General features: G+C 68.5%; 16 protein-coding genes and 1 tRNA gene. 7 read left to right on the top strand and 10 right to left on the bottom strand.

Features of this window, described 5'->3' with window-relative positions; translation table 11 throughout:
* Positions 1 to 52 precede the first annotated feature (52 nt).
* The 4 genes from ACFZBT_RS18355 to ACFZBT_RS18340 all read right to left on the bottom strand — a co-directional run bounded on the left by ACFZBT_RS18355 (position 53) and on the right by ACFZBT_RS18340 (position 4,480).
* Positions 53 to 1,354: an MFS transporter gene (locus ACFZBT_RS18355; protein ID WP_391104399.1), complete on the bottom strand. Its 1,302-nt coding sequence runs from the start codon at positions 1,352 to 1,354 to the stop codon at positions 53 to 55.
* Positions 1,354 to 2,493 (bottom strand): pyridoxal-phosphate dependent enzyme, encoded by a 1,140-nt coding sequence (locus ACFZBT_RS18350; RefSeq protein WP_391104396.1) that lies wholly within the window; start codon positions 2,491 to 2,493, stop codon positions 1,354 to 1,356. The genes ACFZBT_RS18355 and ACFZBT_RS18350 overlap by 1 nt, the downstream gene beginning before the upstream one ends.
* 148 nt (positions 2,494 to 2,641) lie before the next feature.
* On the bottom strand, positions 2,642 to 2,974 hold the full coding sequence (locus tag ACFZBT_RS18345) for a hypothetical protein (protein WP_391104394.1): 333 nt from the start codon (positions 2,972 to 2,974) through the stop codon (positions 2,642 to 2,644).
* 1,422 nt (positions 2,975 to 4,396) lie between these two features.
* Positions 4,397 to 4,480: transfer RNA gene (locus ACFZBT_RS18340), tRNA-Leu, on the bottom strand.
* 483 nt (positions 4,481 to 4,963) lie between these two features.
* Between ACFZBT_RS18340 and ACFZBT_RS18335 the strand changes: the two genes are divergently transcribed.
* The 7 genes from ACFZBT_RS18335 (at position 4,964) to ACFZBT_RS18305 (ending at position 14,415) form a co-directional block, all read left to right on the top strand.
* Positions 4,964 to 5,836: an FhaA domain-containing protein gene (locus ACFZBT_RS18335; protein ID WP_391104391.1), complete on the top strand. Its 873-nt coding sequence runs from the start codon at positions 4,964 to 4,966 to the stop codon at positions 5,834 to 5,836.
* Between the two features lie 10 nt (positions 5,837 to 5,846).
* Positions 5,847 to 6,359 (top strand): FHA domain-containing protein, encoded by a 513-nt coding sequence (locus ACFZBT_RS18330; protein WP_190199225.1) that lies wholly within the window; start codon positions 5,847 to 5,849, stop codon positions 6,357 to 6,359.
* Between the two features lie 138 nt (positions 6,360 to 6,497).
* Positions 6,498 to 8,051 (top strand): Stp1/IreP family PP2C-type Ser/Thr phosphatase, encoded by a 1,554-nt coding sequence (locus ACFZBT_RS18325; RefSeq protein WP_391104473.1) that lies wholly within the window; start codon positions 6,498 to 6,500, stop codon positions 8,049 to 8,051.
* A gap of 27 nt (positions 8,052 to 8,078) precedes the next feature.
* On the top strand, positions 8,079 to 9,527 hold the full coding sequence (locus tag ACFZBT_RS18320; protein WP_391104386.1) for an FtsW/RodA/SpoVE family cell cycle protein: 1,449 nt from the start codon (positions 8,079 to 8,081) through the stop codon (positions 9,525 to 9,527).
* Complete coding sequence (locus tag ACFZBT_RS18315) at positions 9,524 to 11,002, top strand: penicillin-binding transpeptidase domain-containing protein (RefSeq protein ID WP_391104383.1); 1,479 nt, start codon at positions 9,524 to 9,526, stop codon at positions 11,000 to 11,002. Before ACFZBT_RS18320 ends, ACFZBT_RS18315 begins: the two co-directional genes overlap by 4 nt.
* Before the next feature lie 169 nt (positions 11,003 to 11,171).
* The gene (pknB, locus tag ACFZBT_RS18310; RefSeq protein WP_391104380.1) at positions 11,172 to 13,187 is read left to right on the top strand and encodes a Stk1 family PASTA domain-containing Ser/Thr kinase; all 2,016 of its coding nucleotides are present in this window, start codon (positions 11,172 to 11,174) and stop codon (positions 13,185 to 13,187) included.
* 196 nt (positions 13,188 to 13,383) lie between these two features.
* A complete protein-coding gene (locus tag ACFZBT_RS18305) occupies positions 13,384 to 14,415 on the top strand; it encodes a restriction endonuclease (RefSeq protein WP_391104377.1) in 1,032 nt (343 codons plus the stop codon).
* 95 nt (positions 14,416 to 14,510) lie between these two features.
* Here the strand turns inward: ACFZBT_RS18305 and ACFZBT_RS18300 are convergent, their stop codons facing one another.
* Genes ACFZBT_RS18300 through ACFZBT_RS18275 form a run of 6 tightly spaced genes read right to left on the bottom strand, consistent with a single transcriptional unit; the run spans position 14,511 to position 18,803 of the window.
* Positions 14,511 to 15,263, bottom strand: coding sequence for a class E sortase (locus tag ACFZBT_RS18300; protein WP_391104374.1), 753 nt, complete (start codon positions 15,261 to 15,263; stop codon positions 14,511 to 14,513).
* 13 nt (positions 15,264 to 15,276) lie between these two features.
* A complete protein-coding gene (locus ACFZBT_RS18295; protein WP_391104371.1) occupies positions 15,277 to 16,476 on the bottom strand; it encodes a class E sortase in 1,200 nt (399 codons plus the stop codon).
* The gene (locus ACFZBT_RS18290) at positions 16,473 to 17,111 is read right to left on the bottom strand and encodes an aminodeoxychorismate/anthranilate synthase component II (protein WP_391104368.1); all 639 of its coding nucleotides are present in this window, start codon (positions 17,109 to 17,111) and stop codon (positions 16,473 to 16,475) included. The genes ACFZBT_RS18295 and ACFZBT_RS18290 overlap by 4 nt, the downstream gene beginning before the upstream one ends.
* Complete coding sequence (locus ACFZBT_RS18285) at positions 17,108 to 17,305, bottom strand: hypothetical protein (RefSeq protein WP_189727378.1); 198 nt, start codon at positions 17,303 to 17,305, stop codon at positions 17,108 to 17,110. The genes ACFZBT_RS18290 and ACFZBT_RS18285 overlap by 4 nt, the downstream gene beginning before the upstream one ends.
* A 17-nt stretch (positions 17,306 to 17,322) precedes the next feature.
* Positions 17,323 to 18,000: a class E sortase gene (locus ACFZBT_RS18280; protein ID WP_391104365.1), complete on the bottom strand. Its 678-nt coding sequence runs from the start codon at positions 17,998 to 18,000 to the stop codon at positions 17,323 to 17,325.
* 20 nt (positions 18,001 to 18,020) lie between these two features.
* Positions 18,021 to 18,803 carry a DUF881 domain-containing protein gene (locus ACFZBT_RS18275; protein ID WP_391104362.1) on the bottom strand — a complete coding sequence of 261 codons (783 nt, stop codon included), beginning with the start codon at positions 18,801 to 18,803 and terminating at the stop codon, positions 18,021 to 18,023.
* Positions 18,804 to 18,818: the final 15 nt, after the last annotated feature.

Here is an 18,818-nt window from a genome sequence, read left to right as displayed (position 1 = left end):
GTGCGGTGCCCCACCCCTGGGCCGGAGGGCCGGAAGGCCGGGGGCCGGTGGGTCAGACGGTGGCGGTCAACGGCTCGGAAGCGGGCGGCGCCGCCAGCCGGCCGGTGCGATGCAGGCCGTACAGCGCGGCAGCGCACGCCAGGCCGAGCACGGACAGCGTGATCCACGGCAGCGCGGGCATCCCGGCCGCGCGGGCAGCGTCGAGCGCGGCCCCCGTGCCCAGGTTCCCGATGGTGATGCCGACGCCGCAGATCGTGTTGTAGAGCCCGTAGTGCGTGGCGACCAGGCGGTCACCGGAGAGGCGGACGATGGTGTCCATCTCGAACGGGTAGGCGATCATCGTGCCGACGGCCAGCAGCAGCGCGGCGAGTGTCGGCGGCACTGCCGCGAGCAGCCACAGTCCGATGCCGGACTTCGGTACGGGAATGGCGGTGGCCAGTAGCAGAGGTACGAAGGCCAGGCCCATGACGGCCAGCCCCCGCACGAGTGCCTGCCCGGGCTCGTAGCGCGCCTTGCACCAGGCGGTCACCCGCGTCTGGCCGAGGATCGTGCTCAGCCCGGAGACCGCGAAGAGCAGCGCGACCGCCGTCGTACCGGACTCCCCGTCGCCGCCGAGCCGCCGCACCTCCAGCGGCAGCGCCAGATAGACCTGGAAGGACAGGACGTACGACCCGATCATGGCGAGGGAGAAGAGCAGGAACGGCCGGTTGGCGATGATGCCGCGCCACTGGGCGAGCACGCCCTGGCTGCCCGCGTTGTCCTGCCGCTTGGTGTCCTCGGCCCGCCGGGCGGGCAGCGCGCGGATCTGTACGACGCTCAGCAGTGCGAAGATGCCGGCCGAGACCAGGCAGGTGATGCGGAAGTCCACCCCGGTCAGCACCATGCCCACCAGCGGACCCAGCAGGATGCCAGCTTGGTAGAACACGTTGAACAGGGCGAACGCCTCGACCCTGCGTTCCCCGGCGTCGGCCGCGAGGTAGGCGCGTACGGCCGGATTGAACAGTGCCCCGGCCAGCCCGGTGGCCGCGGACGCGGCGAGCAGCGCGGGCAGGGAGTCCACCAGCCCGAGTGTCGCGAAGCCGAGGGTGCGCAGCACACATCCGGCGACGATCATCGGCTTGTAGCCGAGCCGGTCGGCGAGCGTGCCGCCGACCAGGAACATGCCCTGCTGGCTGAAGTTGCGTACGCCGAGGACGAGTCCGACGATCCAGCCGGCCAGGCCGAGGGTGCCGGAGAGGTGGGCGGCCAAGTAGGGCATCAGCATGTAGAAGCCGAGGTTGATGGTGAACTGGTTGACCATCAACAGCTGGACACTTCGGTCGTATGACCGAACCTGAGTGAGGAGCCCCTTCATCAGTCCTCCTCCGCGGAGTCGGCCTCGATGCCCGGAGCGTCCTCGGCGACGTCTTGGTCCGCGCCTTGCAGGGTGAGGGGGTCGACCACGGTGGTGCACCGGGTCCAGCAGGTGACTTCCTTCTCGTCCAGGCGCCCGATCAGCTCCGGTTCGGGTGCCGGGGGTGAGTTCAGCAAGCCGTGGGCGGTGCAGTAGTCGTCGTCGTAGACCGTCCCCAGATATCGCTGCGGACCGTCGGGGAAAATCGCGACGATGCGCGCGTCGGCGGGCATCGTCCGGGCCAGCCAGCCGGCCACCATGGCGACCGCGCCGACACTCCACCCGCCGGTGGCGTAGTGGGACGCGGCCAGTTGACGGCTCGTCCACACGGCCTCATGCGGGGCGACCCAGTGCACCTCGGAGAAGTTCTCATAGGCGACATTGCGAGGGTAGATGCTGGAGCCGAGGCCTCGCATCAGCCGGGGCCGGGCGGGCTGACCGAAGATCGTCGAGCCCGTCGTGTCCACGCCGACGACGGTCAGCTCCGGGTAGAGCTGACGCAGGACACGCGAGACACCCGCCGAGTGGCCACCGGTGCCGACGCTGCACACCAGCACATCGATGTGGCCCATCTCGGAGGCCAGTTCGAGAGCCAGAGGGGTGTAGGCGGCGACGTTGTCCGGGTTGTTGTACTGGTCCGGGCACCAGGAGTCCGGATGCTGCTCCAGCAGCCGCTGTACGCGTTCGCGGCGGGCCTGCTGCCAGCCGCCCGTGGGATGCGGCTCCGAGACCACGTTGACCTGGGCGCCGTACGCCGCCAGCAGCCGGGTCATGGACAACTCCAGCCCCGGATCGGTGACCAGAGTCACCGGGTGCCCGTACACCATGCCGGCCAGCGCCAGCCCCAGGCCGAGCGTGCCGCTGGTGGATTCGATGATCCGTCCGCCGGGCCGCAGGTCGCCACGGGCGCGGGCCCGCTCGACCATGTGCAGACCCGGACGGTCCTTGATACCGCCGGGATTGAAGCCCTCGAGCTTGGCCCAGAAGCCGCGCCCGGCCGGGGCCAGCGGCTCCGACACCCGCAGCATCGGGGTGTTGCCCACCAGTCCGGACAGGGCGGTCCGGCCCGGGTCGACCGCGGCCTTGGTCAATGACTGCATGTCTGTGTTGTCACTCTCGCTCGATGAATGCAGATGAATGCACGTGCGGGTTCATCTCGCGCCCCATGGCGCAGTGGCGGACCGTGGGTCCGCGTTCCTGTCATGGGCACGCGGCAGCCGATGGGTCGATCGGCTGCGAGCGAGTGATCTAAATTCGCCACCGCGAAGTACGGACGAGCGCCACGCGGCCGGTACGGGCCCTGCGGCGTCTGCGGGATGCATGCCGTACGAGGGGTCTTGCCATCGCCACGGATACGGCGACGAGTACGGCCGCAGCCAGCACGGCGAGGGGAAGATCCTCCGTCGACTGGGCCGCGGTACGGACGATCGCGTCCGCCACGCAGTCCTCGGCCTCGTGGTGCTTGTGGGGCTCATGAGGCTCCCCGCCCGTGGCGACCACCGGAGGCGCGGCAGGCACGGACACCGGTGCGTGCGTCTCGTCGGGCACACCGTGCATGACGGCGCACAGCACGAGCGCCATCACGAGCGCGGCACGGATCGCCGAGACGAATCGGCGCCACGACGATGAGCCACATGGGCTCCATGAGGCATGCGCGGGCATACGGGGTTGTGTCGGCACAGGTCCTCCGCGCTGCTGCCCCGGCCTCCGGCAAGACCGGAGTGAGGCGCAGACATGGGTGGGCAGGACGGCTTCGACGAACGTGACGCCCCATCATGAGCACGGGGTACAAAGCTCGTCGCGTGGTACCAGCCGAACCGGTGACACCGGCAGGCCGGTTGGAGGAGTCCCCGAACTCCTAGACCTGCTGCACCACGGCGGCTGCTCTCAGAGCCACTGGTGACGCACCGTCGACGGGCCGACCGACGGCAGACGCCCGCATGGCCGAGGCATCGGCATCAGCTGATGCGCGAACCGACGCCGCTGTGCACGGCACTGCCAGGACAGAACCCTGCTGGGGCTGCCCTGATGCACACTGCTCGACAGAATGTGACGAATCGTGCCCGCCGGGGTGATCGTCGGTTTCCGCGGCGAATTGCGGCACGGACTCGGCAGCTGCGTGGTGAGTGCGCTCGTCCCACGCTGCGGCGGGAGTCGTCGCACTGGTGGAGAGGTGTCCCTGGACGCTCTCCACATGCACGCCATGTGTCACCAGGACGCCGAACAGAAGCACGGCCATGGCCAGCACGCGCAACAACGGACCCGCTTCGAGGCGGGTCCCGTCTGTGCGCCAAGGCGACCGGGCCGTAACCATGCCGTGATCCTAGCGGCTCGTCGGCAGTGATCGACCATCAGTGCGGAAACACCGGGTTAACTCGCCAGGCGATGGCTTGTTCGCTGCGGCGAGTGTGCAGGAGGAGCCTGGAGGCGGCGTCGGCGCGCGCGGGCAACGTCAGCACGACGGTGCCCCTCGGCCTTTCACCTCCACGACCCGATCGGGCCGCAGCAGACGGACGCGGTCCTCACCGGAGCCCGGTGAGTACCGCGGTACAACGGCGTCCGGAACGAAAAATCCGCCGACTGATGTCGCGATCCGCAGGCTCCCGCCGCATCCGCGGCATCGCGGCATCGCGGCATCGCGGCACAAACGATCCTGCTCGCCTTCCAGCTCGCCCACGCGAACCGCCGCAAGATCAAAAAGTGGCTGGACACACTGTCGCTCGGTGGCGAGCGCCCCCGCCGACGCACCCACCACCGCCGCCCGAAGAAACAGCCGAGGAGCTGGACCCCGACCGGCCACCTGGCTCCAGCGGCATAGATCAACCCGGCCGCAGCTCAGCAGCACAACGAAGACAGCCCCCACCCGTGAGATAGCTCACGGGTGGGGGCCTGCTGTGCGTCCTGACCAGTCTGTGTGATGTCCCACAGGCGCCAGGGAACGAGAAACGGGCCCCTGCCGTGACTTCCGTCACCGGCAGAGACCCGTTTCATCGGTTCTCACTGTGCGCGAGGGGGGAGTTGAACCCCCACGCCCTTGCGGGCACTGGAACCTGAATCCAGCGCGTCTGCCTATTCCGCCACCCGCGCATTTGGGTGTGTCCTGGGCTCCTGTCCCTTGCGGGCTGGCGCCTTCCGACACCCAGAACATTAGCACGCAGGACGGGGTGGGTTCACATCCCTTCTCCCCGCAGGCAGACCCGCCCCCGAACCTTCGATGCCCTGGCCACGTATCAACACGCACTGATTCACGTATCAACCTCGTACCGGTACCCCTTCTCTCCCCAGGAGGCGGTCCGGGTCCACAGCCCGGTGCGGGACACTGGTCCACGGCCGCCTCTACGATCCTTGGCAGGGGTACGCGAGGCGGTGACGCGCAGCGGTACCACCGGAGGAGTTCGAAGACGAGCTCCACAGGGAACTTCGTCATGCGTCGACACCCGTCGGCCTGGCCGACAGGGGGAACCAGCCGATCGAGCGGCGCGTGGATACGATCAGTAAGCAGTACCAGCAGTACCCGGCAAGCGGCCCGCAGGGCAGTGCACAGGACGGCAGCCACGGAGGAGGTGCCCCATGGGAGTCCTGAAGAAGTTCGAGCAACGTCTCGAAGGTCTGGTCAACGGCACCTTCGCCAAGGTGTTCAAGTCCGAGGTCCAGCCCGTGGAGATCGCGGGAGCGCTCCAGCGCGAGTGCGACAACAACGCCACCATCTGGAACCGCGACCGGACGGTCGTGCCCAACGACTTCATCGTCGAGCTGAGCACACCGGACTTCGAGCGGCTCAGCCCCTACTCCGGCCAGCTCGGCGACGAGCTCGCCGGCATGGTGCGCGACTACGCCAAGCAGCAGCGCTACACCTTCATGGGCCCGATCAAGGTCCACCTGGAGAAGGCGGACGACCTCGACACCGGCCTGTACCGGGTGCGCAGCCGCACGCTCGCCTCCTCCAGCAGCCAGCAGGACGGCCCGGGAGGCGGCGGCGCGCCCGCCGCCCCGCAGGGCGGACGCGGCGGCGGTGGCTACGGCTACCCGCCGGCCGCCGGCGCGCCCTCGGGCGCCCCGCCCATGCCGTCCGCGCCGCCGCCCGGCGGCCGCCCCGGCGGCTACGGCTACCCGCAGCCCGCGAGCGGCCAGCGGCCCCCGGCCGCCCCGGCCGCCGGCGGACGCACCCGCCACTGGATCGAGATCAACGGCACACGCCATCAGATCTCCCGCGCGACGCTCGTGATGGGCCGCAGCACCGACGCCGACGTGCGGATCGACGACCCCGGCGTCTCCCGCCGGCACTGCGAGATCCGGACCGGAACGCCCTCGACGATCCAGGATCTCGGATCCACCAACGGCATCGTGGTGGACGGGCAGCACACCACCCGCGCTACGCTCCGCGACGGCTCGCGGATCGTCGTGGGCAGCACCACCATCATTTACCGGCAAGCCGAAGGGTGAAGCGGGGGCAATGTCAGAGCTGACCCTCACGGTCATGCGGCTGGGTTTCCTGGCCGTACTGTGGCTGTTCGTGATCGTGGCCGTGCAGGTCATCCGCAGCGACCTGTTCGGTACGCGTGTCACGCAGCGCGGATCGCGCCGCGAGGCCGGCCGGCAGCAGCAGGCCGCCGCCCGCCAGGCGCCGCCGCAACAGCGCCAGCAGCCCGCCGGCGGACGGCGCGGCCGTAACGCCCCCACCAAGCTCGTCGTGACCGAGGGCACCCTCACCGGCACGACGGTCGCCCTCCAGGGCCAGACCATCACCCTGGGCCGGGCGCACGACTCGACGATCGTGCTGGACGACGACTACGCGTCCAGCCGTCATGCCAGGATCTACCCGGACCGCGACGGCCAGTGGATCGTCGAGGACCTCGGCTCCACCAACGGCACGTACCTGGACCGGAACCGGCTGACGACTCCCACACCGATTGCGCTGGGCGCGCCGATCCGCATCGGCAAGACCGTCATCGAGCTGCGGAAGTAGTGCTACACCAATGAATGAGCGCGAGCGGAGCGAGCACGCGGTGGCGGGCCTCCCGGGCCCCCGCGCGCTCCCGACCGGAGGGTGGGCAGTGTGGCTCGACACGACCGGCTGTACCCGGAGCCGACGGGCGAGGTGCGCATGAGTCTGTCACTGCGCTTCGCCGCCGGATCGCACAAGGGCATGATCCGGGAGGGCAACGAGGACTCCGGTTACGCCGGCCCGCGCCTGCTCGCCATCGCCGACGGCATGGGCGGCGCCGCGGCCGGCGAGGTCGCCTCCTCCGAGGCGATCTCCACCATCGTCGCGCTCGACGACGACGTCCCCGGCTCCGACGTCCTCACCTCGCTCGGCACCGCCGTACAGCGCGCCAACGACCAGCTGCGCTCCATGGTCGAGGAGGACCCCCAGCTGGAGGGCATGGGGACCACCCTGACCGCCCTGCTCTGGACGGGCCAGCGCCTCGGCCTCGTCCACGTCGGCGACTCCCGCGCCTACCTCCTGCGCGACGGCGTCCTCACGCAGATCACCCAGGACCACACCTGGGTGCAGCGCCTCGTCGACGAGGGCCGCATCACCGAGGAAGAGGCCACGACCCACCCCCAGCGCTCGCTCCTCATGCGCGCGCTCGGCTCCGGCGACCACGTCGAGCCGGACCTGTCCATCCGCGAGGTCCGCGCCGGCGACCGCTACCTGATCTGCTCCGACGGCCTGTCCGGCGTGGTGTCCCACCAGACCCTGGAGGACACCCTCGCCAGCTACCAGGGCCCCCAGGACACCGTCCAGAACCTGATCGAGCTGGCACTGCGCGGCGGCGGCCCCGACAACATCACCGTGATCGTCGCCGACGTCCTCGACCTGGACACCGGCGACACCCTCGCGGGCCAGCTCTCCGACACCCCGGTCGTGGTCGGCGCCGTCGCCGAGAACCAGCACCAGCTGCACGACAACGGCATCATGCAGACCCCCGCCGGCCGCGCCTCCGGCCTCGGCCGCCAGGGACACGGGCACGGCGGCGGAGGCGAGTTCGGCCCGCCCGGCTCCGGCGACACCACCGACTACATCCCGGCGACCGGCCTGGACTACGGCGACGACGACTTCGTCAAGCCGCGCCGCAAAGGCCGCTGGCTCAAAAGATCCTTCTACGGCGCCCTCACGCTCGCCGTCATCGGCGGCGGTCTCTACGGCGGCTGGCGCTGGACGCAGACGCAGTACTACGTCGGCGCCGAGGACGAGCACGTCGCCCTGTACCGGGGCATCAACCAGGATCTGGCCTGGGTATCGCTGTCGGAGGTCGAGAAGGACCACCCCGAGATCGAACTCAAGTACCTGCCGCCCTACCAGCAGAAGCTGGTCAAGGCGACCATCGCCGAGGGCGGACTGAAGAACGCCCAGTCGAAGATCCAGGAACTGTCGGTTCAGGCCTCCGCGTGCAAGAAGGAAACGCAGCGACGCGACGCCGAGAGCCGGAACAACGCCAAGACCGGCGAAGGCGAGGCCGGGGGCACCACGGGAACCACTCCCGCCTCCTTCACGTCCAAGGCCACACCGACGCCGAACCCGTCGAACCCGTCGGGCTCACCGTCGGCGCCTGAGAAGTCCACGCCCCCGTCCACGACCGCACCTACTCCCAGCCCCGGCCCCAGCCTCTCGGAGGAAGAGCAGAAGGTCGTCTCGCTGTGCGGTAAGCAGTAGGCAAGCCGTGAGAGGCCCTGTCACACGATGAGCAGTACGAATACGTCGAACTCGCCGACGCACCACACGTCCACGATCGGCGCGATCGGTGCCCCGAGCCGGCGCAACACCGAACTCGCGCTGCTGGTGTTCGCCGTCGTCATCCCGGTCTTCGCCTACGCCAACGTCGGGCTGGCCCTCAATGACTCGGTCCCGCCGGGCCTGCTGAGCTACGGCCTCGGCCTCGGCCTGCTCGCGGGCGTCGGCCATCTCGTCGTACGGAAGTTCGCGCCGTACGCGGACCCGCTGATGATGCCGCTGGCCACACTGCTGAACGGGCTCGGCCTGGTCGCCATCTGGCGGCTCGACCAGTCGAAGCGACTCAGCAACTACGCCGACGCGGCACCCCGCCAGCTGCTGTACTCGGCGATGGGCGTCGCCCTGCTGGTGGCCGTGCTGATCTTCCTCAAGGACCACCGCGTCCTGCAGCGCTACACCTACATCTCCATGGCCGGAGCGCTGTTCCTGCTCATCCTGCCGCTCGTGCCCGGCCTCGGCGCGAACGTCTACGGCGCCAAGATCTGGATCAAGATCCCCGGCCTCGGCACGCTCCAGCCCGGCGAGTTCGCGAAGATCGCCCTCGCGGTCTTCTTCGCCGGCTACCTCATGGTCAAGCGGGACGCCCTGGCCCTGGCCAGCCGCCGCTTCATGGGCCTGTACCTGCCGCGTGGCCGCGACCTGGGCCCGATCCTGGTCGTCTGGGTGATGTCGATCCTCATCCTCGTCTTCGAGACCGACCTCGGTACATCCCTGCTGTTCTTCGGGATGTTCGTCATCATGCTGTACGTCGCCACCGAGCGGACCAGCTGGATCGTCTTCGGTCTGCTGATGTCCGCGGTCGGCGCCGTCGGCGTGGCGAGCTTCGAACCCCACATCCAGACCCGTGTGCAGGCCTGGCTCGACCCGATGCGCGAGTTCGAACTCAGCCGGGCCGGCGTCCAGGACGGCATCGTCCACTCCGAGCAGGCCATGCAGGCCCTGTGGGCCTTCGGCTCCGGCGGCACCCTCGGCACCGGCCTCGGCCAGGGCAACTCCGACCTCATCGGCTTCGCCGCCAACTCCGACTTCATCCTCGCCACCTTCGGCGAGGAGCTGGGCCTGGCGGGCGTCATGGCGATCCTGCTGATCTACGGCCTGATCATCGAGCGGGGCGTGCGCACCTCACTCGCGGCCCGCGACCCGTTCGGCAAGCTGCTGGCCATCGGCCTGTCCGGCGCCTTCGGCCTCCAGGTCTTCGTCGTGGCCGGCGGTGTGATGGGCCTCATCCCGCTGACCGGTATGACGCTGCCGTTCGTCGCCTACGGCGGATCCTCCGTGATCGCCAACTGGGCCCTGATCGGCATCCTGCTACGCATCAGCGACACCGCACGCCGCCCGGCCCCCGCCCCGGCAAGCAACCCCGACGCCGAGATGACCCAGGTGGTCCGCCCGTCATGAACAAGCCCCTGCGCCGGATCGCGATCTTCTGCGGTCTCCTCGTCCTGGCCCTGCTCATCCGCGACAACTGGATCCAGTACGTCAAGGCCGACGAGCTCCGCACCGACAAGCAGAACCGCCGGGTCATCATCGAGCGGTACGCCTCCCCGCGCGGCGACATCATCGTCGACGGCAAGCCGATCACCGGCTCCAAGGAAACGTCGGGCAGCGACTTCAAGTTCAAGCGCACCTACAAGGACGGCGCGATGTGGGCGCCGGTCACCGGCTACGCCTCGCAGGCCTTCGGCGCCACCCAGCTGGAGAACCTCGAGGACGGCATCCTCACCGGCAACGACGACCGGCTCTTCTTCCGCAACACCCTCGACATGCTCACGGGCAAGAAGCAAGAGGGCGGCAACGTCGTCACCACGCTGAACGGCGCCGCGCAGAAGGCCGCGTACAACGGTCTGAAGAAGCAGGGCGCAAAGGGAGCGGTGGTGGCTCTGGAGCCGTCCACCGGCAAGATCCTGGCACTGTCCTCCTACCCGTCGTACGACCCGTCGACCTTCGCCGGGAACTCCACGACCACGGACACCAAGGCCTGGCAGAAGCTCGAGAAGAAGAACAACCCCGACGACCCGACGCTCAACCGGGCGCTGCGCGAGACCTACCCGCCGGGTTCCACCTTCAAGGTGCTCACCGCGGCCGCCGCGCTCGAGGACGGGCTGTACTCGGAGGCGGACCAGAAAACGAAGACGCCGCTGCCGTGGACCATGCCGGGAACCACGACCCCGTTGAAGAACGAGGGCAACATCCCCTGCAAGGACGCGACCCTGCGAGTGGCCCTGCAGTACTCCTGCAACACCGTCTTCGGCAAGATCGGCTCCGACCTCGGCAACGAGAAGATGCTGGCGATGGCCAAGAAGTTCGGCTTCACCGAGGAGCAGTTCACCCCGGTCCGCGCCAACGCCTCGGTCTTCTCCGACGGCATGAACCCGTCGGAGACCGCCCTGTCCTCCATCGGCCAGTTCAACACCGCCGCGACCCCGCTGCAGATGGCCATGGTGTCCTCGGCCATCGCCAACGACGGCAAGCTGATGAAGCCGTACATGGTCGACGAACTGCAGTCGCCCGGCCTCGACCCGGTCGAGAAGACCGAACCGGAAGAGCTCAGCGAGCCGATGTCCCCGGAGAACGCCCAGATCCTGCAGTCGATGATGGAGACGGTCGTCGAAGAGGGCACGGGCAAGAACGCCAAGATCCCCGGCGTCAAGGTGGGCGGCAAGACCGGTACCGCCCAGCACGGTGTCGACAACAGCGAGAACCCCTACGCGTGGTTCATCTCCTACGCCAAGGACAGCGACGGCGGCGCGCCAGTGGCCGTGGCGGTCGTGATCGAGGACGACAACGCCGTCCGGGACGACATCTCCGGCGGCGGCCTCGCGGCACCGATCGCGAGGAACGTGATGGAGGCGGTCATCAACAGCAAGAAGTGACCCCGCTCACGCCTGCTTCACATCGGTGCACGTTGCGATACCGGTCCTGTATCGGCTGACGGGCTTGGCCAGGTCACACAAAGCGAGCCGGGTACGGTAGGCCCGGACGGCAGCCTCCGACCGTACAAGATTTCCGGTCGGGACCGACGGAGAGGGCTGGTAGGTAGCTATGGAAGAGCCGCGTCGCCTCGGCGGCCGGTACGAACTGGGCCAGGTGCTCGGGCGTGGTGGCATGGCGGAGGTCTACCTCGCGCATGACACCCGCCTCGGCCGCACCGTGGCGGTGAAGACGCTGCGCGCCGATCTCGCGCGCGACCCTTCCTTCCAGGCCCGGTTCCGCCGGGAGGCCCAGTCGGCCGCCTCGCTCAACCATCCCGCGATCGTCGCGGTCTACGACACGGGCGAGGACTACATCGACAACGTGTCGATCCCGTACATCGTCATGGAGTACGTGGACGGCTCGACGCTCCGTGAGCTTCTGCACTCCGGCCGCAAGCTGCTGCCGGAGCGGACGCTGGAGATGACCATCGGCATCCTCCAGGCCCTGGAGTACTCGCACAGAGCCGGCATCGTCCACCGCGACATCAAGCCGGCCAACGTCATGCTGACGCGCAACGGCCAGGTCAAGGTCATGGACTTCGGCATCGCCCGCGCCATGGGCGACTCCGGCATGACGATGACCCAGACCTCGGCCGTCATCGGCACCGCCCAGTACCTCTCCCCGGAGCAGGCGAAGGGCGAGCAGGTCGACGCGCGCTCCGACCTCTACTCGACCGGCTGTCTGCTCTACGAGCTGCTGACGGTCCGTCCGCCGTTCGTGGGCGACTCCCCGGTCGCCGTCGCGTACCAGCACGTACGCGAAGAGCCCCAGTCCCCGTCGGTCTTCGACCCCGAGATCACGCCCGAGATGGACGCGATCGTGCTGAAGGCCCTCGTCAAGGACCCCGACTACCGCTACCAGTCGGCCGACGAGATGCGCGCCGACATCGAGGCCTGCCTCGACGGCCAGCCGGTCGCGGCCACGGCCGCGATGGGCTCGGTGGGCTACGGCGGCTACCCCGACGACCAGCCGACGACGGCCCTGCGCGCGGACTCCGGCGCGGGCGCCACGTCGATGCTGCCCCCCATGAACCCGGACGACGGCGGCTACGGCTACGACGACCGCCCCGACCGGCGCCGCGGCCAGCAGCGCAAGTCCAACACCTCCACCATCCTGCTGGTGGCGGCGGGCATCCTCGTGCTGGTCGGCGCGATCCTGATCGGACGCTGGGCGTTCAGCGGCAACGGGGTCGGCAACGACACGGTTGCCGCGCCGAACCTGATCGGCGAAACGGTGAACGACGCCAGGAAACAGGCCAACAACAGCGATCTCAAGGTGGCCACCACCAACAAGCCCTGCGAGAACCAGAGCAAGGGCAAGGTCTGCGAGCAGAACCCGCAGCCCGGGACGGACGTCAAGAAGGGCGACACCATCAACCTCGTGGTGTCGACCGGGGCGCCGAAGGTGGCCGTGCCCAGTGTCGTCGGCAAGATCATCGACGACGCCAGGGCGACGCTGGAGAGCGACAAGTACCAGTTCAAGGTCGAGACGAAGCCGCAGGAGTCACCGGAGGACCCCGGCACCGTCCTCGAGCAGAACCCGGACCTGGGCAAGGAGGTGGAGAAGGGATCCACGATCACCCTCACCATCGCCAAGGCGGAGGCGAAGTCCACCGTCCCGGACGTCCTCGGCCAGAGCTGTGACCAGGCCAGGGCGCAGATGACGGCCAACGACCTGGTCGGCAACTGCACCGAGGTGGACACCCAGGACGACAACCAGGTCGGCAAGGTCATCCAGACCACACCGCAGGCCGGTTCCTCCGTCGACAAGAACTCGTCGGTCAACATCCAGATCGGCAAGAAGGAACAGAAGAAGGCGCGCGTGCCCCAGGTCGTCGGCCAGACGGTCGGCCAGGCCAAGCAGGCGCTCGCGGCGGCCGGCTTCACGAACATCCAGTTCGCGAACGGCAGCGACCAGAGCGACACCGCCCTCGTCGCCGGCCAGGACCCCCAGGGCAACCAGGAGGTCGACGACCCGGCGGCCACGACGGTCACCCTCCAGACCGTCGGCGTCGGAGGCAACAACAACGGCGGCAACGGCAACGGCGGCATCTTCGGCGGCCTCGACGGCCGAAACGACGACTGATCGCCGGGACGTCGTCCCCCACGTAAGGGCCCCGGCTCCCCTCCTGAGGGAGCCGGGGCCCTGACGCATGTCAGGCGCGCAGCCGCCTCGCAAACTCACACGCCGTTCGATCGTGTCTTCACATTTCATGACTCGTTCACCGGGTGGGGTGAGGAATCGAGAATCCTCCCCGGCCATCCGAGTCGAAGGACAGCTCATGATCAACGAAATGGCCCTGCTGGAATCGCAGTCTCTGCGCTGCAGCGTGCGCGACCGCACGGACGTGCTCGACCGGGTCAAGGCACTGTCGCTGCTGCCGGACGGCACGCATGTGACGACGGCGATGGTGGCGACGTACTTCGAGGTCGGTCTCGAAGCCATCAAGTCCCTTGTCAAGGATCACCGAGCCGAGCTGGAAGCCAACGGCTACCGCCTGCTGACCGGCGAAGAACTGAGGTCCTTCAAGAACCTCAGTGGAATCCAGTCCCGCACCCGCTCCCTCGCCCTCTTCTCCCGCCGAGCCGTCCTCAACATCGCCATGCTCCTCCGCGACAGCGAAGTCGCACGTCAGGTGCGTGTGTACCTCCTCGACATGGAGTACCTGGCACGCACACAGCCTGTGGAAAACCCTGCCCCGGCCGACACCGCCTCCCTCGACGACCGCATCGACCAGCGCATCACCCACATCCTGGGCAAAACCGTCGTCCCCATGTTCAACGCCCTTATCGAAACCTCGAGCGAACACCAACGAGAGCTCATCGCTCTACGGGCAGGCGTCCAGCGCATCGAAAAGCGGCTCCGGCAGCACAACGCCCGGCTGCAGCGGCTGGAAGGCCCCCGGGAAGACCGCCCCCTCGCCGGAGTCATGGCCTCCATGGACGCCATGAACGGACGCGAGTTCGAAGAACGCGTCGCCGAGCTGCTGCGCCGCGACGGCTGCACCAACGTCGTGGTCCAAGGCGGCGCGAGGGACCGGGGCGTCGACATCACCGCGCTCACGGCCGACGGGCGGCGCGTCGTCGTCCAGTGCAAGAGGTTCGCGCCTCACCTCTCCATCACCAGCCCCGAAATCCAGAAGTTCATCGGGGCCGCCAAGGTCCTGCACGACTCCGAAGTGGCCCTGTTCGTGGCGACCTGCCCCTTCACCCGCGACGCCCTGAACATCGCGGCGGAGAGCGGCATCACCGCCGTACACCGCGGGCTGCTGGAGGAGTGGAGCGCCGGGGCGCCACTGAACGGACTCGAGTAGCACCGCACCACGACACAAAGGCCCGAAGCCGCAAGAAAAGGTTGCGGCTTCGGGCCTCCGTCATGCTAGCGAAAAGCCTCCCCACGGGAGGACGGTCAGCCCAGTTCCTTCGGCGGCGTCCGGTCCGCGTCCACCTTCTCGACCCGCTCCAGCTCACCCCACACGACATAGCGATACGTGCTCGTGTACACCGGCGTGCAGGTCGTCAGGGTGATGTAGTGGCCCGGCTTGGTCTTCCCCGACTCCTTCGGGACCTTGGACAGGACCTTGACGTTGAACTTCGAGGTCTCCGGAAGGATGTCGTAGACCTTGTAGACGTACCACTTGTCCTTCGTCTCGAAGACGATCGGGTCGCCCTTCTCGATCTTGTCGATGTTGTGGAACTTGGCCCCGTGGCCGTCCCGATGCGCGGCGAGGGAGAAGTTGCCGTTCTTGCCCGACATCGGCAGGGCCGACTTGACGGGGTCGGTGTAGTAACCGGCGACACCATCGTTCAGGATCTTGTTCGACGTGCCCTTCTCGACCAGCACCTCGCTGCCGCTCATCGCGGGCACATGCAGGAAGCCGATGCCGCTCTTGGTGTCCAGCGCACCCGGGCCGCCCCGGCCGTGGGCCCAGTCGTCACGGATCTTGTCGGCCTGCTTGCCGGCCGCGCGGTCGGCGACGACGTTCGTCCACCACAGCGAGTAGACGACGAACAGACCGAGCACCAGGCCCGCGGTGATGAGGAGTTCGCCGAAGACACCGACCGCTATGGCGATCGGGCCGGGCCGGCGGCGTACCGCGGCCGGCCGCGACGCGGGCGCGCCGATGTGCTCTTCGTGGTCCGTGTCGGTGGTCGCTGCCACTGGTCATCTGCCCTTAACTGACGAGCGCATCCGGCTTGCCCTTGCTGCGCGGCCGTTCCTCGACCATCTTGCCCCAGACGATCATCCGGTACTTGCTGGTGAACTCCGGCGTGCACGTGGTCAGCGTGATGTAACGGCCGGGCTCGGTGAAGCCGGACCCGGTGGGGACGGGCTTCAGGACGCTCGTGTTGCTCGGCGGGGTCACCGGCAGGATCGACGCCATCTTGTAGACGAAGTACTCGTCCTGCGTCTCCACGACGATCGGATCACCCGGCGTGAGCTTGTTGATGTACCGGAACGGTTCTCCATGGGTGTTGCGGTGACCCGCGAGCCCGAAGTTGCCGCTCTTGTCGCCCGGCATCGCGGTCTTCAGCGCACCGTCCGCGTAGTGCCCGACCATGCCCCGGTCCAGGACGCCCTTGTTGCTGGTGCCCTCGGCGATCGGCACGACCACGTCCAGCTTCGGAATGTGCAGGATGGCGAAGCCCTGCCCCGGCTCGAAGGCCCCCGGGTTGCGCTTGCCGTTCGCCCAGTCGTCCTGGAGGCTGCTGGCCTCCTTGCCGGCCTGCGCGTGCGCCCGCACGTTCGTCCACCACAGCTGATACGTGACGAACAGCAGCATCAGCACGCCGGTCGTGATGAACACCTCACCGATCGCCCGGCTGGCGACGACCGCCGCGCCCGGCTTGCGCGCCTTCGCCTGCCGCCGCGCCTCGACCCGCGACAGCGGCGCCCGCCGCCCCTCCCGGGTCGGCTCCTCCTGAGCGGAGCGGGTGTCCGGAGCGCCGCCATGGCGCCCGTGACGGCGCTTGGCGGCCTTTCTGCGGGCCGCCCGGCCGCCCGAGGCCGCTCCGTCCCGGCGCGGGCCCGAGGAGCCCGGAGAGCCCGTCAGGGAGTCATCGGCCACGGGCGGCGGATCCGGTATCCGCAGCGCCACCGTCTCGTCGTCGACGGGAGGCAGGTACGGCTCCTCGGGAAGAGGCTCGTACGACGCCGTGTACGGATCGGGCTCCTGCTCCGGCACATACGGCTCTGACGTGTACGGATCTGACATGTACGGCTGTTGCTGCGGGTTCGGCTGCGGCTGCGGTGGTGGCTGCGGGGAAGCGCCGTACGCCCCCGAACCCGACCAGTCCTCGAACGCACCCCGCGCCCCGTACGACTGCTGCCCGTACGAGGTGTCGGACTCGCGCTCGGGGCGCAGCGCGGTCACGCCGTGGCCCTGCCCACCACCGGGGCGAGCCCGGCCGACCTCGCCACCGCGCCCTGGTCGCCGCACTCCACCAGCCAGTTGGCCAGCATCCGGTGCCCGTGCTCGGTCAGCACCGACTCGGGGTGGAACTGCACACCCTCGACCGGAAGTTCCCGGTGCCTCAGGCCCATCACTATGCCGTCCCGGGTCCGGGCCGTGACCTCCAGCTCGGCCGGCACCGTGGCCGGCTCGGCGGCCAGCGAGTGGTAGCGCGTCGCCGTGAAGGGCGACGGCAGACCCGCGAACACGCCCTTGCCCGCGTGCTCCACCGGCGAGGTCTTGCCGTGCAGCAGCTCGGGCGCCCGATCCACGACACCGCCGTACGCCACCTGCATCGACTGCATGCCCAGGCAGACACCGAAGACCGGGACACCCGTGGCGGCGCAGTGCCGGACCATGTCCACGCAGACACCCGCCTGCTCCGGAGTGCCGGGACCCGGAGAGAGCAGAACACCGTCGAAGCCGTCCTGGGCATGCGCCGTCGACACCTCGTCGTTGCGCAGGACCTCGCACTCGGCGCCCAGCTGGTACAGGTACTGGACCAGGTTGAAGACGAAGCTGTCGTAGTTGTCGACGACGAGAATGCGCGCGCTCACTGGTTGTCCACCGTCACATCGTTGAAGGGCAGCAGCGGTTCCGCCCACGGGAAGACGAACTGGAAGAGGACGTAGACCACGGCCACGACCAGGGCGAGTGAGATCAGCGCCTTCACCCACGTGTTCCCCGGCAGATGCCGCCAGACCCAGCCGTACATGCCGTCCCTTCCGTCGTACCACGGCACCAGACCCACGCCGTACAGCCACCAGACTAACGGCGCAACGCCTCAGGTTTCCCGGCCTCCACAGGCTGGGTGGAGTCCAGGTGCGCCCAGACGATCAGCCGATGACTGTGCCCCCATTCCGGTTCGCACGTCGTCAGCGTCAGGTACCTGCCCGGACGCGTGTACCCGGAAGTACGTGGAACAGGGTCGATCACCTCGATGTCCGAGGGCACTGTTTTGTACGGGCCTTTGTCGATCCGATACGTGAACCATGTCGTGCCGTCGGTCAGCACCACCGCATCGCCGCGCCGCAGCCTGGGAAAGTCCTTGAACGGATCACCGTAGGTACGACGGTGACCCGCGACCGCGAAATTCCCCTTCCGCCCCAGCTGGGCGGTGTCCGCGTAGTGCCCCAAGCCCTTCTTCAGCGTGCCGGTCGCGGTTCCTTCGAGCACCGGCTTGTTCCACGTGAAACCAAGACGCGGGATATACATGATCGCGAAGGGCTTGCCCTTGGCGTAAGGCGCGGGCCTCTGCGGACTCGCCGGGGAGCCGTCGGCCGGCGGACGGGTCTTCGACCACTCCTTCTCGAGCAGCTCGATCTGGTCGTCCATGACATGGTCGGCCTTCACACCGGTCCAGAACAGCACATACACGACGAACAGCACGATCACGCTGCCGACGGTGACGCACAGTTCGCTGACGGTCCTGACGATCACGCGCACCGGCAGCTCCCCCGGCCTGGCTACTCCTCCACGGGCTTCGCGTAATGCAGATCCACTGTGCCCGAGTAGCCGGGAAGAGTCACCGGCCCGTTCTCCTCGACTTTCCAGCCGAGCCCGTACACGTTGACGTAGACCATGTAGTTCTGGATCGCCGGGGACGCCGCGAGCGCCCTCTGCAGCTTGCCCGGGTCACCCACCGCCGTGATCTTGTACGGCGGCGAGTAGACGCGACCCTGGAGGATCAGGGTGTTGCCCACGCAGCGCACCGCGCTGGTCGAGATCAACCGCTGATCCATGACCTTGATGCCTTTGGCCCCGCCCTGCCACATCGCGTTCACCACGGCCTGGAGGTCCTGCTGGTGGATGACCAGGAAGTCGGGCTGCGGCTCGGGATAGCCGGGGAGCTTGGCGGTGGCGTCCGGCGGGGCGTCATTGAGGGTGACCGTCAGCGAGTCGCCCTTGAGCTTCTGGGTGCCCGCGCGCTGTTCCAGGGCGGCGAGCTTGAGGTCCTCCGCCCTGGAACTGCCGTCGTCCCGCTCGGCGAGCGCCTCTATGTCGCTGCGTAGGGCTCCGTTGGTCTCGTCCAGCTCGCCGTTCTCACGGCTGCGCTCATGGATGAGGTCGGACAGCTTCAGCAGGGAGCTGTCCGTACGGATGTTGGTGCCCTTGGCGGTGTTGAAGCTGGTGAAGAAGATGAGCCCCGCGAGAGCGAAGACGGCCGCCGTGAGGATGCGCACGGGCCGGAAGCGGCGCGCGCGCTCAGGGGTGGATCCCGTCCCGGGGGAGTCGGCAGAATTGCTCAACGTACCCTTATCTCC

Source organism: Streptomyces sp. NPDC008137 (assembly GCF_042957035.1).
Lineage (GTDB): Bacteria > Actinomycetota > Actinomycetes > Streptomycetales > Streptomycetaceae > Streptomyces.
The sequence above is the reverse complement of the archived record's forward strand: the minus strand, read 5'-3'. Positions and strand labels throughout refer to the sequence as shown.

Bases quoted from the DNA above. Each gene is read 5' to 3' on its own strand.
- ACFZBT_RS18305 (WP_391104377.1), top strand. From the start codon at position 13,384: ATGATCAACGAAATGGCCCTGCTGGAATCGCAGTCTCTGCGCTGCAGC.
- ACFZBT_RS18350 (WP_391104396.1), bottom strand. From the start codon at position 2,493: ATGCAGTCATTGACCAAGGCCGCGGTCGACCCGGGCCGGACCGCCCTG.
- ACFZBT_RS18330 (WP_190199225.1), top strand. From the start codon at position 5,847: ATGTCAGAGCTGACCCTCACGGTCATGCGGCTGGGTTTCCTGGCCGTA.
- ACFZBT_RS18355 (WP_391104399.1), bottom strand. From the start codon at position 1,354: ATGAAGGGGCTCCTCACTCAGGTTCGGTCATACGACCGAAGTGTCCAG.
- ACFZBT_RS18335 (WP_391104391.1), top strand. From the start codon at position 4,964: ATGGGAGTCCTGAAGAAGTTCGAGCAACGTCTCGAAGGTCTGGTCAAC.
- ACFZBT_RS18325 (WP_391104473.1), top strand. From the start codon at position 6,498: ATGAGTCTGTCACTGCGCTTCGCCGCCGGATCGCACAAGGGCATGATC.
- ACFZBT_RS18345 (WP_391104394.1), bottom strand. From the start codon at position 2,974: ATGGCGCTCGTGCTGTGCGCCGTCATGCACGGTGTGCCCGACGAGACG.
- ACFZBT_RS18320 (WP_391104386.1), top strand. From the start codon at position 8,079: ATGAGCAGTACGAATACGTCGAACTCGCCGACGCACCACACGTCCACG.
- ACFZBT_RS18315 (WP_391104383.1), top strand. From the start codon at position 9,524: ATGAACAAGCCCCTGCGCCGGATCGCGATCTTCTGCGGTCTCCTCGTC.
- pknB (WP_391104380.1), top strand. From the start codon at position 11,172: ATGGAAGAGCCGCGTCGCCTCGGCGGCCGGTACGAACTGGGCCAGGTG.